Here is a 13,688-nt window from a genome sequence, read left to right on the forward strand (position 1 = left end):
CCAGAGTAATTTATTCATCACTGATTCCTTTTTATAATTCTGGTTTTATAGTGTCTACTTTAAAGGTCGCAACGCACAGGCACCCCCTCAAATTAAAACGTATAAAAAGCCTTAGGAGATAATATCTATTTATAAATGGAAATTTTTGAGGGGGAATGTCTTCTGAGAGGGATTTTACGATTGGTAGGTTTCCTCATTTTTGTCTTTGGGGTTTATTTGATTTTTGCTGATCAAGTATTTTTTGGGGTTTTATCGATTATATTAGCCTTTTTAATTTTCCCTAACCGAAGTAATAGCAAAAGCCGCCACTCTCATTACGACAACGACTATAGCAACGATCATTCCTACAGCGCAGACAGCGACTCAGGGGGCGGCGATTCCGGTGGTGGCGGTGGCGACTAATAGAAAAACATCCTCAACTGGAGGATGTTTTTCTATTAAGTAATAGGGAGAGCACTCATTCTTAATGCTTGGTGTAGGCTATTCTATTGCCTTTTAAAGGTTGTTTTAACAAAGTATATGTGAATAATGTAAGAATCATATTATAATGGTAATGAATTCATATTTTCCTTTTATAGCCAGAACCCGCAAAGGTTGTGTTTCGAATGATTTGGTTATATTTTATTCTTTCCTATTTTATTGGCAGTATCATGTTTGGCTTTCTTATCACGAAGATCATTTATCGTAAGGATATTCGCGTTCAAGGGAGCGGTAATGTAGGTGCAAGAAACGCCGGCCGCCTTCATGGCAAAACGGCTTTTGTACTGATTTTTCTCGGAGATGCACTTAAAGGTGGCCTAGTTATTTTAGCTGCCCGTTACTTGCAATTCTCTGAAACTATTCAACTAATAGGGCTTGCCCTGGCCATCTTAGGCCATATAAAGCCGATTACCCTGAAATTTAAGGGTGGCAAAGGGATTTCAACCTTCATTGGTGGAATTATCGCCTTTGAGCCACTGTTTGTTCCAGTAATTATCCTGGGCTTTTGCGTCCTCTATCCTTTTATGAAAAGCTTCACTTTAGCAGGATTAGCGACCTTTCTTTTTATCCCAGTGGTACTTTTTATAAAAAATAATGATTGGCTAAGTTGCATCGTAGCATTAGGTATAATCGCTATGCTTTACGCAGCACATACAGAAAATCTCAAGGAAAGGCTGAAACCTAATGAGTAAGCACGAATTCTTTTTCAAAATTGCCACTACTCCTGATGAATTCGAACAAATTCATCGTTTAAACTATCAAACCTTTTCAGAGGAAATTCCACAGCACCAAAAAAATGAGGAACAAAAGTTAGTGGATGCATTCCATGCTGAAAATACATATATCATTTGTATTAAAGAAAACGAAGTGATTGGCATGACTGCGATTCGCGATAATCGACCATTTTCACTTGATCGAAAAATCGGTCCAGTTGAACAATCATTATCTTTTCCAGTTAACGCCCCATGTGAAGTCCGACTTCTATCTGTCAAAAAAGAATACCGGAATGGCCGAGTATTTTTAGGACTTGCGCAGTTTCTAATAAAATATTGCATAAAAAAGGGGTACGATATTGCTTTTATCTCCGGAACAGTCCGCCAATTAAAGCTTTACGGTCAATTAGGATTTCAGCCTTTTGCTCAATTAACCGGGAGTGATGAAGCACCCTTTCAGCCTATGTATTTAACAAAGAAAACATTTGATGAATCTATTGCTGGCAGAATTCTGCCGCCGTCCATCCCCTTTTTGCCAGGACCGGTTCAAATTTCGAATAAAGTTATGGACGCATTAAGTAAAACCCCGATTTCTCATCGGTCAGACCTGTATAAGGAAAAACTAGAGAAAGCAAAGGGTATTCTTGGTGAATTGGTTAATAGTAAATATGTTCATATTTTCCTAGGCTCTGGAACACTTGCCAATGATGTTGTGGCAGGGCAGTTGTCCTTAGAAACAGGACGGGGGCTAATTTTAGCTAATGGTGAATTTGGCGGTCGTTTAGTAGAACAGGCTAGTAGATTGGGACTGAAGTTCGATGTACTTCAAAAAGATTGGGGACAGGCTTTCACACGTGATGAAATTATTGCTGAATTATTAGAGGAAACGAGCTGGATCTGGGCCGTTCACAGTGAAACCTCCTCTGGTATGCTCAATGACCTTGGTATGTTGAAGGAGATATCTAAACAGCACCAACTCAAGCTATGCGTGGATTGTATTAGCTCTTTAGGGGCATTGGAAGTAGATTTAGATGGAGTATTTTTGGCAACAGGTGTTAGTGGAAAAGCAATCCGCGCACTAACAGGACTTTCGTTCGTTTTCCACCACCACGAGGTGCAGCCATCATTAACACTACCGAAATATCTGGATCTAGGAACCTACATGGCAAAAGAAAGCATCCCGTTTTCGCAGTCATCCAACCTCCTAGAGGCTCTCCTGGCAGCATTAGAAGATATTAATATCGAAACCTTTGAAAAAGTGGTGGCAACACACTCCTTCTTAAACAATCAGCTTAAACAATTTGGCTTTACCATTGTCAGCGAGGAGAACAGCTCACCGATCATTCTCACGATTGAGATACCAAGCTGCATTTCTTCCGTTGTTGTTGGTGATATTCTCTACAACCATGGCTACCAGCTGCACTACGAAAGCGATTATCTACAGCGAAGAAACTGGATTCAGATTGCCTGCATCGACCACTATGCAGCCTCAGATTTGGAAAAAATGGCTCACCTTTTAAATAGAGTAATAACCTATGAACAAAATGCCAAACAACAAGTATTAGTAAATGGTCAATAGAAACAGATTGAGTCGCTGCCAGTTAGAAATCCTGGCAGTGACCTTTTTATTTTTAGGTGTCCGCCTGAGGGGTGGAAGTGTCCACCCTAGGTGGACACTGTCCACGGGCGGTGCCTGTCACCATCAATGAAGGTGTCTCCTTCAACGAAGAAGGACAGCTTCCTCAATGCTTTGATCGGTTATATCGGTTTCCCCCTCTAGGTCGGATATAGTTCGGGCTAGTCGGATGATTTTTATTTGGGTTCGATTGCTCCAGTTTTTCTTTGAGGAAAGCTGTTGAATGATTTTTTGTTGTTCTTGGGTTAATTGACTTGTTTCTTGCAGTGTGTCATAGCTGACTCTGCTGTTGCATAGTTCTTTTCCATACCGCTCATATTGCCTGGTCCTTGCAGTTTCTACTCTATGTTGAAAGTATTCTGATGTTATCTCTCCTTTTTCAGTTTCAACTTCTATATTAACAGGCTTAATTGTTAGATGAATATCAAATCTGTCACGAAGCGGACCAGATATTCTATTGTGGTAAGATAGAGTCTGCCTTGGCGTACATGTGCAATAATGTGTATTAGAACCAGCATGCCCACATGGACATGGATTCATGGCAGCAATTAAGATAAAGGATGCGGGATAAGTAAGAGTTGCATGTGTACGACTGATAGTAATCTTGCCATTTTCAAACGGCTGTCGCAGCATATCTAATGTTTTTTTCGGAAATTCAGCAATTTCATCAAGGAATAAGACACCTCGATGGGCTAAGGAAATCTCTCCAGGCTTAGGATATGTCCCGCCGCCAATTATGGAGATTCCTGAAGCAGAATGATGAGGATTTCTGAATGGGGGATAATTTGCATTAGGATAACTGATTCCACTTAACTGGTGAAGAGCAAGTATTTCTAGTTGTGCTTCCTTTGACAATGGAGGCAAAATAGAAGGAAAGCTTTCTGCCAGCATACTCTTCCCACATCCTGGTGGTCCAGTCATCAAGACATGGTGCCCCCCTGCTGCAGCCACTTCTAATGCTCTTTTAGTACCTTTATGTCCGATTATCTGATGGAAATCTATAAAGTTATGATTATTATTTTGTAAATCAATCTCCTCTATTTTTGGAGTAAAATGTGCTCCCGCCCTTCCTTCTAAGTTCTCAATTACTTCTTCCAATGTAGATATATAGAAAATTTCCAGCTTATCGAAATCGAGGACCGGGAGCTTTTGGTCATAAGGCATATAAAGCCTTTTTATACCTAACCTTTTCGCAGCCAGAACAGCAGGGAGCATTCCTTCAACTGGAACAACCGCCCCGTCCAAAGAGAGTGCTCCAATAAATCCCGTGTTTTCCGGTATCGATATGACCAATTCATTCAGACTTACTAAGACACCAATAGCCATAGGAAGATCAAACATTGGACCACTTTTCTTTTGTTCAGAGGGTGAAAGATTGATGATTATTTTTTGCCCATTTACGGTATATCCTAATGACCGAAGCGCAGCTAGGATACGCTCTTTGGACTCTTTAACGGCAGCGTCAGGGAGACCAACAATTCGTATAGAATCATTTCCTACAAACGTTTTCACTTCAACATTTAACCGGTATCCTTCCATTCCTTTTAAGCCAATACTCGTTACTTTTGCACACATGGATTTTCCTCTTTTCTAGAAATCATCAAGACTTTCCCATTGTCGAGTAAAAATAAATCCGCTAGGGGTGTCTTTATGTATTCCTCATAATGCTTGGAAGCGGGGAAAGGAAAATAGGAAAGCAGATGTTTAGTGTCAACAAGGTGGCTAATTTCGCCATAAACATAAGCGTGGTAACTGCTCCATGGATAGTCCTCTAACTCATCTACAAGTCCAGCCTTTTGCGGATTCAGATGTATATACTTGCTGACATCGAATTCGTAATCAAGGGAATCTAATAATTCGGCTCCATATCGTTTTTCAAATACATGCCCGCTATAGTCGTACTTCTTATTGAAATATTTGGCGTATTTTGTATTGAGGTGACTCATAAGAATAGTTGGAGAAGTGTCTGAAGTTTGAATCTGGAGGTGTGTATGATTGGTCATTAAACAGAAGGTGTGGAGCGTAAATGGAAAGCGAACCATTGTTTCTTTTAAAAAGCTTAGATACTTCATTCGGTCCTCATCATCATAAAAAAGCGTAGATTTCCGATTTCCTCTGCTTGTAATATGATACTTTGCACCTGGAAACCAAGCACGGCGTTTTCGGCCCATAGTGGTCACTCCTATTTCGTTGGATTTTGATTGATGAAAAATTGGTGAGTTGAAAAACGGAGACATTAAATTATACCATTCGACACCATCCTCCAAAATCCCTTCTCAGTAAGCAGAAGAAAGGTCATTCATTTCTAATTAATTGCAATTAGTTATATAATTAACTTGATAGGAGGGATAAAGATGTATTTAGGAAAATTTGAACATGGTAAAGTAATACGCAGATTAAGAATGGAAAGGCAGCTATCAATTGAAGATGTTGCTGAACTTATTGACGAAGACCCGAAATTTCTTCGAGAACTGGAAGCAGAGATGTACCCAGATATACAATTTGGAATCTTTTTTTATCTTGCTAGGGCATTTAAAATGAATCCTACCGCGTTATTTGCAGAGATTGAAAAGGAAAATATTGATTTTCTTAATAGGAACGAACTATATGCACGTAATAAATATGAATTAACAAAGCAAAGAGACAAACAAAGAAATTTAGTTCTACAAAAGAAAAGATCACATAAATTCAAAAATAAACATTCAAAACATCAATTAAAAAAGAAAATAAACATAATCGAAAATAAACCAACAGCCTCAATTATCAGCCTCCGTAATAGATATAACATGTTATCTAAATAAAACACCGCCAAAAAGCCCTCTGTCCACTCCACACGGACAAATAGGTTCATTTGTCCACGAGTGGTGACAGGCACCCTAAAAAGCACCATTAAATGGAGGTTTTATTTTGAAGAAATTATTGATTATATTGACTGCCAGCATGTTATTTCTACTTGGGGGATGTTCTTTCCTTAATGATGCACAGGATACGATTACTTATATTAATGAAGCAACTGATTATTTGTCTGCTGCGACTGATTTTGCTAGTGATGCCCCTGCTCTTGCTCAGCAAGCGGTTGGTGACCTCCAGGCGGCTGAGGATCTCCAGACCATGCTTCAACAAATGCAGGAAACCGTTCAAGCCTTTAGTGAAATTCAAGCACCAGATATTGCGGCTGAGCTTCATCAGCAAATTATCGAACAAAACAGCGTCATTGTCACTGAAATTGAAACATATTTAAACAATTTCAAGGATGGACTGCTTGATCCAGCTATTCTTGAAAATACTGAGCTGTTTCAATCCGTTCAAGAAATCACCAGCATCATTGACCAAATTCAACAGCTTGGTGGTGAATAGTTCGACTCCAAAACAAGGAGGTAGAGCTACATGAAGAAATTCCTTATCTTTTCGTTTGTTATATTTTCCATCATACTAACAGGCTGCAATGTTAAAGGTGAATATGATATTAAAGGAACGGTTATCGAGGTTGAGAGCAGCAGCATTTTAGTAGAAGATGAAAAATTGGGGTTAATCTGGCTCTCACTGCCTGATGGAACCGATGGCCGAGACTTCGAAAAAGGTCAAAGTGTTACGGTTTGGACAGATGGAAAAATTCGAGAGTCCTATCCCTTACAAGGCACGGCTTTAAATATTGAGATCATCAAATAGAAAACAGGCTGACAGATTCAGCCTGTTTTCTTTTGCTACCGTAATGCCTTAACATTATGGTATTTAAAGTTCTCTATTATAAAACTGTAAATATCCTAGTTTCCAAGAAATAATAGCACTGAGACAAACGGCACCAATCATGAGAATAAAAAAGAGCCAATCAATACGCGACACCGTAATCTCACGGTAGAATATCCGATTTTTATCTCCAGTGAAGCCTTTTGATTCCATCGCAAGTGCGGTTCGTTCTGCTTTACGAATCGCACCGGCAAGGAGTGGAATCACGTATCGCTTCAGCTGCTTTACCTTTTCCGGTATAGTTCGTGCCCTTGCTACGCCTCTTACTCGATGTGCGTTTTGCAGAGTCTGAAACTCCTCCTTGATTAACGGCAGGAATCGGTATCCGGCCATAATTCCATAAGCGAGCTTTGGCGGCAGTTTGCACTGCTGCATTAGGCTTAAGAGAAAGTCAGTTGGCTTTGTCGTTAACGTAAACATGATTGATAACGTGGAAAAGCTTAACACTCGTAAACCAAGTGAAGCTCCTCTTTGAAAGCCTTCTGCTGTCAGCTTCAAGAACCCCCATTGCCAAATGACCGAATCGCCTGCTTGCAGCCGTGGGAACAACATCGTTGTCCATACATATATAAACGCGATAAATAAAAACGGAGTGAATAACAACAGCCATTTTTTAAATGAAACACGGCCGAATAGGAAGGTGACCGTTATGGACCAGAGGATCGTCACAAGCGGTGTAATCGGATCAAAAAACACCGACAAAATAAGAATAGAAATGACAACCGCGAATGCTTTTATACTTGGATTCACCTCATGTAGCAACATGAATCTCTCTCCTTACGATTTCATTTAGCTGCTGTTTCCTAAAAGGCAGCTTTAGCCTTGCTTTGTCTACAACTTCATGCTTTTCCCACAAGCTCTCAGGTGTCCCGGAGAAGATCAACTCTCCTTCATCCAATACATGTACGGTATCAGCATATTGGTCAACCAGCTCCATATCATGGGTGATCATAAAAACTGCGCCTTTCTTTTCATCAAGAACCCTCATGATTTCATATGCCGTGTTGGCATCCTGCCCAAATGTCGGCTCATCCAGGATAAGCAGCTCTTGTTCATGAACGAGCATGGTTGCCACACTCAATCGACGCTTCTGTCCTTGGCTAAGGGAAAAAGGATGGGCATTTGCGTGTTTTTCCAAACCTATTTTTTCAAGGATGGAAAGAGCGGATTTCCGATGCTCCAGACCAAAGGCAATTTCCTCATAAACACTGTCAGTGATAAACTGATGCTCAGGATTTTGAAATACGTAGCCCATAAGCTGAAATAAATCCTTTTCCTTCCACTTAGATAGTGGGACACCAAGAAAATGAATCTCACCTTGTGAAAGTGGAATCAGCCCGGCCAAACATTTGGATAGCGTCGTTTTTCCCGAACCATTAGCGCCAACCAATGCACTCAGTTCTCCTTTATGAATCGTCAGACTAACATTTTTCAAGTGTCCGCGAGCAGAAAGACCACTAACTTCGAGGATAGGTTCGCTTTTGGACATGGTTTTGATTTCTTTTTTAAAAAAAGCAACTGGGTCCTTCAGTCCTGAAAGTAATTCATGATTTCGGAGCGGAAGTCGCTCCCCTTTATACACGCCAGCCTTCTTTGCTGTTATGGCTGCCTCTACTACCTTGGGCAGCCAAATGCCTTCCTCTTTTAAAAAAGGAGCAAATTCTCCAAAACATTGTTCACGCGTGCCATCGAAAAGGATCCTCGCGCTAGAATCTAGGACAAGGCAGCGGTCAATCAGTTCCACCCAATCATCAAGCTTATGTTCAACAACAATCAGAGTAAACGGGCGCTCTTTCTTTAAACGAGCGATGGTCTCTACCAGGTCTGAGCTTGACAGCGGGTCTAGGTTAGCCGTCGGTTCATCAAGGATGATAACCTCAGGCTGGAGAACCAAGACACAAGCAATCGCCAGCTTCTGCTTTTGCCCTCCAGAGAGGGTATGAATGGTGGTCTTTTTTTCAGCCTGCAAGCCGACCAATTCTAGTGCATGATCAATCTTTGCTTCCATCTCTGCCCGTGGTACATGGAAATTCTCCAAGCCAAACGCTACTTCCTCCTCAACGGTCAGCATGCAGAATTGACTTTCTGGGTCTTGAAACACAATCCCTATTTTTTGGTTGAGCTCACCGGGTTTAAAATCATCCAGATTCTTGCTCTCAAAAGTGATGCTCCCCTTTATAACCCCATCCACTGCTTCTGGATATAACTTGTTGAGACAATAGGCTAGCGTACTTTTTCCAGAACCGCTTGGACCTAATAACAGCAGGGATTGATTTTTTTCAATCGAAAAGGTTAGGTCTGTAAAAATATCGCCCTCTTCATAGCTGAATCCCAGTCCCTCTGCCTTAATCTGCTCATACGGTGACATTGCGCTTGTGTTCCTTTCCTAATGGGAAACTGTTTAAGGCTCCTGTTCTAGCAAGACCTTCACTTAAATACTTTCCAAGTAATCCGGCGAGCAGTGCTCCGCTCACAAGACGGAAAAAGAACATCGCAGTCACATAACCTAGCGACAGAGCGGCATATCCTGAGACATAAAAGCCCCAAGCAAAGCTAAATACGGATGAACCCATCCCTGCTGCCATCAATACCCAGGTAGAATAATTCTTCCACCTTGTTGCGGCAAAGACAGCTTCCGCACCTAAACCTTGAATCATACCGGAGATGATCAACTGTGGTCCAACGGCGTTTCCAAGCATAACTTCCACTGTAGCAGCGACTGTTTCTGATAGAAAAGCAGCACCCGGCTTGCGGATGATATAGGCAGCAATGATCGAAACGATAAACCAAATTCCAAAAATAATATCATAGCCAATCAAACCAAATAGGCCGAAAAGGACATTCCCCAGTTGGAGAAATAACAAATAGACGACAGCAAAAACAACGGCTAGTACGGATAAAACAATAACCTCACGGAGTTTCCATTTTGCGAGCATTTATTTATCCCCCTTTTTTGAAGGGCTGTTCGCAGACATCACAACCGTCATCACAATATGAGTAGAATCGCTATCGTGCGCGCCCTGGAAAGCATCCTCTAACGTTTTAAAAACCTTGTTTGCATCGCCATCAAGTCTTGAGGCATAGTGAACACCTTTTGTAAAAGTCCCCTGTCCTTGAGCAAGTTTACACTGATCCATAATCACATTCATATATGTAGGAATACCCATTGGGTATAGCGCAAATTGAACTGCAACCTCTTGCTGGATCTGCAGCGATTTTTCCTCATTTAATCGATCAGCGTTTTCTGAAAGATAAACATCGCCTGCAGAATCTCCCGGACAGCCATTTGAAAAGGTGGCTTGCAGCACAACATGATCACCGTTTTTTGTCGACTCTAGGAAAATCGCTTTTACGACATCAAATACATGCTCGGATCTGCCTCTTACACATGTACTCACATCGTCCGACTCCATCCAAACCTTTGAAGTATCCACTTCTTCTAATGCTGATAGAATAATATCTACGAAGCTATCAGACATCGGATAAATCGAAAAACGCGCTCCTGTGATTTCACTTGTTCCACAAAAATTAGTCATAATACAATACCCCCATTGAATTTTTGGCAACAAAAAAACTGCATCCCATGGGAATGCAGTCGAATCATATCCGTAGCCAAATATCAAGATAAGCTTCTCCTGCACTTCCCCACGCTAGTATTATCTAGATCGGGTCATAAGGGTCGGACAAACGTCCTCTCAGCCAAAAAGCTCCCCTAGTGCAAAAACCGTATGCAATTTTAAATGTTGGCTTAATCTTATGATAAATTTTCCATCTTGTAAAGGAAGTTGTTTTGCGGTGCCTGTCACCGCTCGTGGACACTGTCCACCTCAGGCGGACAGTGTCGTATCTTGTTTTTCCTGTCGAAATTCTATATTCTTTGCAATGCAAACCCTTTCATAAAATTACATTTTTCACATAAAACATGCGTTATAGTGAACATGTATCTATTATTAGGAGGGGATTTTTTGAAAGGGAAACGTTTTTTGTCGGTTTTATCCACAACTTTCATTGCTGCTAGTTTATAATACGCCGTGACGGATACACGGATGAGGAAGCCCTTGCACAATTTGAACGTCTTCCTAATTATGTAAAGCGCGGATTACAGGGTTATATTGATGGAATCAACCATTACATAGAAACCACACCAGCTGCTGCACTGCCACCAGAATTCCAGGGGCAAAAACCAACAAAATGGACCATTGTCGATTCTCTTAAAGTCCAACAGTTAATGGTGCGGAGATTTGGAGAGAGCGGGGGCGGAGAACTTGGAAAGGCTAATCAATTAATCAAGTTACAGTCGAAATTTGGCCTAGAACAAGGGTTGAAAGCATTCGAAACCATTAATTTAAAGAACGACCCAAGCGCCCTTGTCTCTCTTCACACCACTACAGATAAAGGTGTTAAAAAGGCTAGTAAGCTAGATACAACAAACTTCCCGAACAGTGAGGCAGTGGCGAAGCAACTAGAACAGGAACAGCAAATGAAACTGGATATTGAAAAAGCGTTTGGTTTCCCTCACAAAGGGGGCAGTAACGCCTGGGTTGTCAGTCCCTCACGAAGTGCATCAGGTGGTACCCTGTTACTTGGCGGACCACAAATGGGCTTTTCTGCTCCACAGATTTCCCACGAAGTAAGCATTCATGGCGCGGGCTACAATTCAGTGGGAATGGCCTTTGCTGGCGCTGACCAATTCCTTTGATCGGACGTGGGAATGACTTTGCCTGGACCACTACAACTGGAATGGGGGATCAAATCGACACCTTTGTTTTAAAAATTAATCCTGCGAATCCTGAACAATATTGGCATAAAGGAAAATGGGTCAATTTTGAAGTTCGGATCGAAACAATAAAAGTTGCTGGTGGAACTGTAATTGACTATCCTATATACCGAAGCATCTACGGTCCTGTAGTTCATAAAGATACTCAAACAGCCTACACCCAGAAACGTGCTCACTGGGCCAGGAAATCGAAGCAATGATTGGCTTCTACGACTTTAACAGAGCAAGCAATATCAAACAATTTGAAGAGGCCGCTAAAAAAATTCCAACCTCCCATAACTTCTTATATTCTGACCAGCAAGGTAACTTCGGTTACTGGATTACAGGACAAAATGCATTACGAGCCGAAGAAACAGATAACCGCCTCCCAATGCTCGGGGATGGTTCACAGGACTGGCAGGGAATTGCTCCTTTTGAATCTAATACACAAGCCATTAATCCTGCTCAAGGATATGTGGCAAACTGGAACAATAAGCCTAGTGCCGAATGGGAGTATACGGAATCTTTATTTGGACCAACCCATCGCGTTGGATTTATCCTTGACCAGCTTGACTCGCTTAATAAAGTATCATGGTCGGATATGGAGGAAATTAACAAAAGGGCCGGGCACATCGAATTAAATGCCTATTTCTTTAAAGATTTACTTTTATCAAAAATAAACAATGACCAGGAACTTCCGGAGGACGTAAAGAATGCAGCGGACATCTTAGCAAATTGGAACATGTATCAATGGGATGAAAATAATGATGGGCTATACGATGACCCGGGGCTGACGATCTTCCGCAGCTGGTTCGATAATGTGAAATCGACTGTATTTATCCAATTGAATGGAATCGGCGGGAACTCGAATGATTTACTATACCATGTCCTCAATGCTAATAAGGAAGATCTTAAGACCAAGTATGCATTCCTTGGTGACTTAGACCTATACCAAATTGTTCTAAACAGCCTTGAGCATGCTGTACAAGGTAAAAACTTGGAGGATTGGCGGACACCTATTTCAAAAATCAACTTTCAGCAGCTTGGTGCAATAGGAGTTGCCCCAATCCCTAATATGAACCGAGGCACCTATAACCAAATCGTTGAGTTTTCAAAATCCAATACGAAAAGCGTTAACATCATGCCTCCGGGTCAAAGCGGCAACCCGTTTTCACCACACTTCGATGACCAAAGATTATTATTTGCCAACTGGGAATATAAACCGATGGTATTAGACATTTTAAAATCGAATAAAAAATAATGTTAGCCCCCTTCACAACATTCCGAAGGGGGCTTTGTAATTCAATTGTCTATCTCTATTTATTTTTACTCTTATCAATGTATTTCCAAAATTCCTTTGCTACTGCTTGATATCCTTCTAAACTAAGATGAATATCAGCTGGGTTTGGCAGATAAGTTGGGTAGTCCTTTGCTATGATGTTAGCAGTAGGTACAAAGGTATCACCATTTACAATGGCTGTATGCTCAATGGCACCATTAAAGGTATCTAATATAGGTAATAAAACTTCTTGACCTGGCATATATGGCAGGACATTGAAATAACCCATTACATATACTTTCGCATTAGGATTTAATTCATCAATTGTTTCTAAAATTATATCTATATTATCTGCTATACTGCCAATTGTAGCTGGTACATTGGCTGGATCTTTTTTAACTACTGGCAGCAAATCATTTCCACCAATATCAATGGTAATGAACTCGGCCTCACTAATTCTTTCTCTTACATTATCTTTATTCTTTTCAAGGTCTTTTAACACATGTTCCGTTCTATACCCACCTACAGCAAAATTGTCAAAATTAACCGTGTACTGCGATTGTTCAAAACGTTTAGCTAGGTAATCAGGGTATCCAAAATCTTTTTTTCCAAAAGGTGTAGCTCCTGCCGCTAGTGAATCCCCTAACGCAACATAGTCAATTGTTTTTTTCTCAGGACCTTTTGCCAACGCGGAAACCGGTAAGGATGCTACTAAAACACCTACTAACAATAAACTCTTAAACTTCTTACTAATTCTCATTATACTACCCCTCCGTTCTTTATAACGCTCACATAAATCATAACAGAGAGATTACTAGTCCACAACATTCATAATATTACATATTTATACAAAAAGAACTAATAGATAAGTCGAATATTCAATTAAAATATAAAAAGCTGATCAAATTCACTTTCCATGAATTTGATCAGCTCTGAAAATCCTACTATTCAAGATTTCTTATTACATATTATTTTAATGTAATATTTCTTCTCTTAACAAAGTATAAAACACTACCAGCTAAAAGTAACATTAATCCTACAAGTAAATTGTTAAAGTTGTTGTTGCTGTGTTCGGAA

General features: G+C 40.6%; 16 protein-coding genes, 1 pseudogene and 1 riboswitch. Of the genes and pseudogenes, 9 read left to right on the forward strand and 8 right to left on the reverse strand.

Annotated features, from left to right (window positions below; all coding sequences use genetic code 11):
* Positions 1-180: 180 nt before the first annotated feature.
* The 3 genes from ACY3XC_RS16670 (at position 181) to ACY3XC_RS16680 (ending at position 2,772) form a co-directional block, all read left to right on the forward strand.
* Positions 181-402 carry a hypothetical protein gene (locus ACY3XC_RS16670; RefSeq protein ID WP_179156629.1) on the forward strand — a complete coding sequence of 74 codons (222 nt, stop codon included), beginning with the start codon at positions 181-183 and terminating at the stop codon, positions 400-402.
* A 203-nt stretch (positions 403-605) separates the two neighbouring features.
* Complete coding sequence (locus ACY3XC_RS16675) at positions 606-1,172, forward strand: glycerol-3-phosphate acyltransferase (protein WP_464869540.1); 567 nt, start codon at positions 606-608, stop codon at positions 1,170-1,172.
* Complete coding sequence (locus ACY3XC_RS16680; RefSeq protein ID WP_464869541.1) at positions 1,165-2,772, forward strand: aminotransferase class V-fold PLP-dependent enzyme; 1,608 nt, start codon at positions 1,165-1,167, stop codon at positions 2,770-2,772. Before ACY3XC_RS16675 ends, ACY3XC_RS16680 begins: the two co-directional genes overlap by 8 nt.
* Positions 2,773-2,913: 141 nt before the next feature.
* Here ACY3XC_RS16680 and ACY3XC_RS16685 read toward each other — a convergent pair whose 3' ends face one another.
* The gene (locus ACY3XC_RS16685) at positions 2,914-4,404 is read right to left on the reverse strand and encodes a YifB family Mg chelatase-like AAA ATPase (RefSeq protein ID WP_464869542.1); all 1,491 of its coding nucleotides are present in this window, start codon (positions 4,402-4,404) and stop codon (positions 2,914-2,916) included.
* A complete protein-coding gene (locus tag ACY3XC_RS16690) occupies positions 4,389-5,000 on the reverse strand; it encodes a transposase (protein ID WP_464869543.1) in 612 nt (203 codons plus the stop codon). The genes ACY3XC_RS16685 and ACY3XC_RS16690 overlap by 16 nt, the downstream gene beginning before the upstream one ends.
* Positions 5,001-5,183: 183 nt before the next feature.
* Here ACY3XC_RS16690 and ACY3XC_RS16695 point away from each other — a divergent pair, with 183 nt between their 5' ends.
* The 3 genes from ACY3XC_RS16695 to ACY3XC_RS16705 all read left to right on the forward strand — a co-directional run bounded on the left by ACY3XC_RS16695 (position 5,184) and on the right by ACY3XC_RS16705 (position 6,498).
* Positions 5,184-5,630, forward strand: coding sequence for a helix-turn-helix domain-containing protein (locus ACY3XC_RS16695; RefSeq protein ID WP_464869544.1), 447 nt, complete (start codon positions 5,184-5,186; stop codon positions 5,628-5,630).
* Between the two features lie 106 nt (positions 5,631-5,736).
* Entirely contained in the window at positions 5,737-6,186 is a 450-nt protein-coding gene (locus ACY3XC_RS16700; RefSeq protein ID WP_464869545.1) for a DUF6376 family protein, read from the forward strand.
* A gap of 30 nt (positions 6,187-6,216) precedes the next feature.
* Positions 6,217-6,498, forward strand: a complete 282-nt coding sequence (locus ACY3XC_RS16705; RefSeq protein ID WP_464869546.1) for a DUF3221 domain-containing protein — start codon at positions 6,217-6,219, stop codon at positions 6,496-6,498.
* A 63-nt stretch (positions 6,499-6,561) separates the two neighbouring features.
* On the opposite strand, the gene ACY3XC_RS16710 is transcribed toward ACY3XC_RS16705, so the two are convergent.
* The 4 genes from ACY3XC_RS16710 to ACY3XC_RS16725 are packed head-to-tail and all read right to left on the reverse strand — an operon-like array spanning position 6,562 to position 10,115.
* A complete protein-coding gene (locus ACY3XC_RS16710) occupies positions 6,562-7,341 on the reverse strand; it encodes an energy-coupling factor transporter transmembrane component T family protein (RefSeq protein WP_464869547.1) in 780 nt (259 codons plus the stop codon).
* Entirely contained in the window at positions 7,328-8,944 is a 1,617-nt protein-coding gene (locus tag ACY3XC_RS16715) for an ABC transporter ATP-binding protein (protein WP_464869548.1), read from the reverse strand. Before ACY3XC_RS16715 ends, ACY3XC_RS16710 begins: the two co-directional genes overlap by 14 nt.
* Positions 8,931-9,512, reverse strand: a complete 582-nt coding sequence (locus tag ACY3XC_RS16720; RefSeq protein WP_464869549.1) for an ECF transporter S component — start codon at positions 9,510-9,512, stop codon at positions 8,931-8,933. The genes ACY3XC_RS16715 and ACY3XC_RS16720 overlap by 14 nt, the downstream gene beginning before the upstream one ends.
* Entirely contained in the window at positions 9,513-10,115 is a 603-nt protein-coding gene (locus ACY3XC_RS16725) for a YkoF family thiamine/hydroxymethylpyrimidine-binding protein (protein WP_464869772.1), read from the reverse strand.
* Between the two features lie 86 nt (positions 10,116-10,201).
* A riboswitch (TPP riboswitch) is annotated at positions 10,202-10,300 on the reverse strand.
* Between the two features lie 300 nt (positions 10,301-10,600).
* On the opposite strand from ACY3XC_RS16725, the gene ACY3XC_RS16730 reads away from it, so the two are divergent.
* The 3 genes from ACY3XC_RS16730 to ACY3XC_RS16740 are packed head-to-tail and all read left to right on the forward strand — an operon-like array spanning position 10,601 to position 12,593.
* Complete coding sequence (locus tag ACY3XC_RS16730; RefSeq protein ID WP_464869773.1) at positions 10,601-11,275, forward strand: penicillin acylase family protein; 675 nt, start codon at positions 10,601-10,603, stop codon at positions 11,273-11,275.
* Complete coding sequence (locus ACY3XC_RS16735) at positions 11,272-11,553, forward strand: penicillin acylase family protein (protein WP_464869550.1); 282 nt, start codon at positions 11,272-11,274, stop codon at positions 11,551-11,553. Before ACY3XC_RS16730 ends, ACY3XC_RS16735 begins: the two co-directional genes overlap by 4 nt.
* Positions 11,550-12,593, forward strand: a complete 1,044-nt coding sequence (locus ACY3XC_RS16740) for a penicillin acylase family protein (RefSeq protein ID WP_464869551.1) — start codon at positions 11,550-11,552, stop codon at positions 12,591-12,593. Before ACY3XC_RS16735 ends, ACY3XC_RS16740 begins: the two co-directional genes overlap by 4 nt.
* 55 nt (positions 12,594-12,648) lie before the next feature.
* On the opposite strand, the gene ACY3XC_RS16745 is transcribed toward ACY3XC_RS16740, so the two are convergent.
* Positions 12,649-13,371 (reverse strand): SGNH/GDSL hydrolase family protein, encoded by a 723-nt coding sequence (locus ACY3XC_RS16745; protein WP_464869552.1) that lies wholly within the window; start codon positions 13,369-13,371, stop codon positions 12,649-12,651.
* A 208-nt stretch (positions 13,372-13,579) separates the two neighbouring features.
* Positions 13,580-13,672, reverse strand: a pseudogene (locus ACY3XC_RS16750) (LPXTG cell wall anchor domain-containing protein); the annotation flags it as partial.
* Positions 13,673-13,688 lie beyond the last annotated feature (16 nt).

The organism is Bacillus sp. CZDM1 (assembly GCF_055502545.1).

Coding starts and splice junctions, on each gene's coding strand:
- ACY3XC_RS16675 (WP_464869540.1), top strand. CDS start 606: ATGATTTGGTTATATTTTATTCTTTCCTATTTTATTGGCAGTATCATG.
- ACY3XC_RS16680 (WP_464869541.1), top strand. CDS start 1,165: ATGAGTAAGCACGAATTCTTTTTCAAAATTGCCACTACTCCTGATGAA.
- ACY3XC_RS16685 (WP_464869542.1), bottom strand. CDS start 4,404: ATGTGTGCAAAAGTAACGAGTATTGGCTTAAAAGGAATGGAAGGATAC.
- ACY3XC_RS16690 (WP_464869543.1), bottom strand. CDS start 5,000: ATGGGCCGAAAACGCCGTGCTTGGTTTCCAGGTGCAAAGTATCATATT.
- ACY3XC_RS16695 (WP_464869544.1), top strand. CDS start 5,184: ATGTATTTAGGAAAATTTGAACATGGTAAAGTAATACGCAGATTAAGA.
- ACY3XC_RS16705 (WP_464869546.1), top strand. CDS start 6,217: ATGAAGAAATTCCTTATCTTTTCGTTTGTTATATTTTCCATCATACTA.
- ACY3XC_RS16710 (WP_464869547.1), bottom strand. CDS start 7,341: ATGTTGCTACATGAGGTGAATCCAAGTATAAAAGCATTCGCGGTTGTC.
- ACY3XC_RS16715 (WP_464869548.1), bottom strand. CDS start 8,944: ATGTCACCGTATGAGCAGATTAAGGCAGAGGGACTGGGATTCAGCTAT.
- ACY3XC_RS16720 (WP_464869549.1), bottom strand. CDS start 9,512: ATGCTCGCAAAATGGAAACTCCGTGAGGTTATTGTTTTATCCGTACTA.
- ACY3XC_RS16740 (WP_464869551.1), top strand. CDS start 11,550: ATGATTGGCTTCTACGACTTTAACAGAGCAAGCAATATCAAACAATTT.
- ACY3XC_RS16745 (WP_464869552.1), bottom strand. CDS start 13,371: ATGAGAATTAGTAAGAAGTTTAAGAGTTTATTGTTAGTAGGTGTTTTA.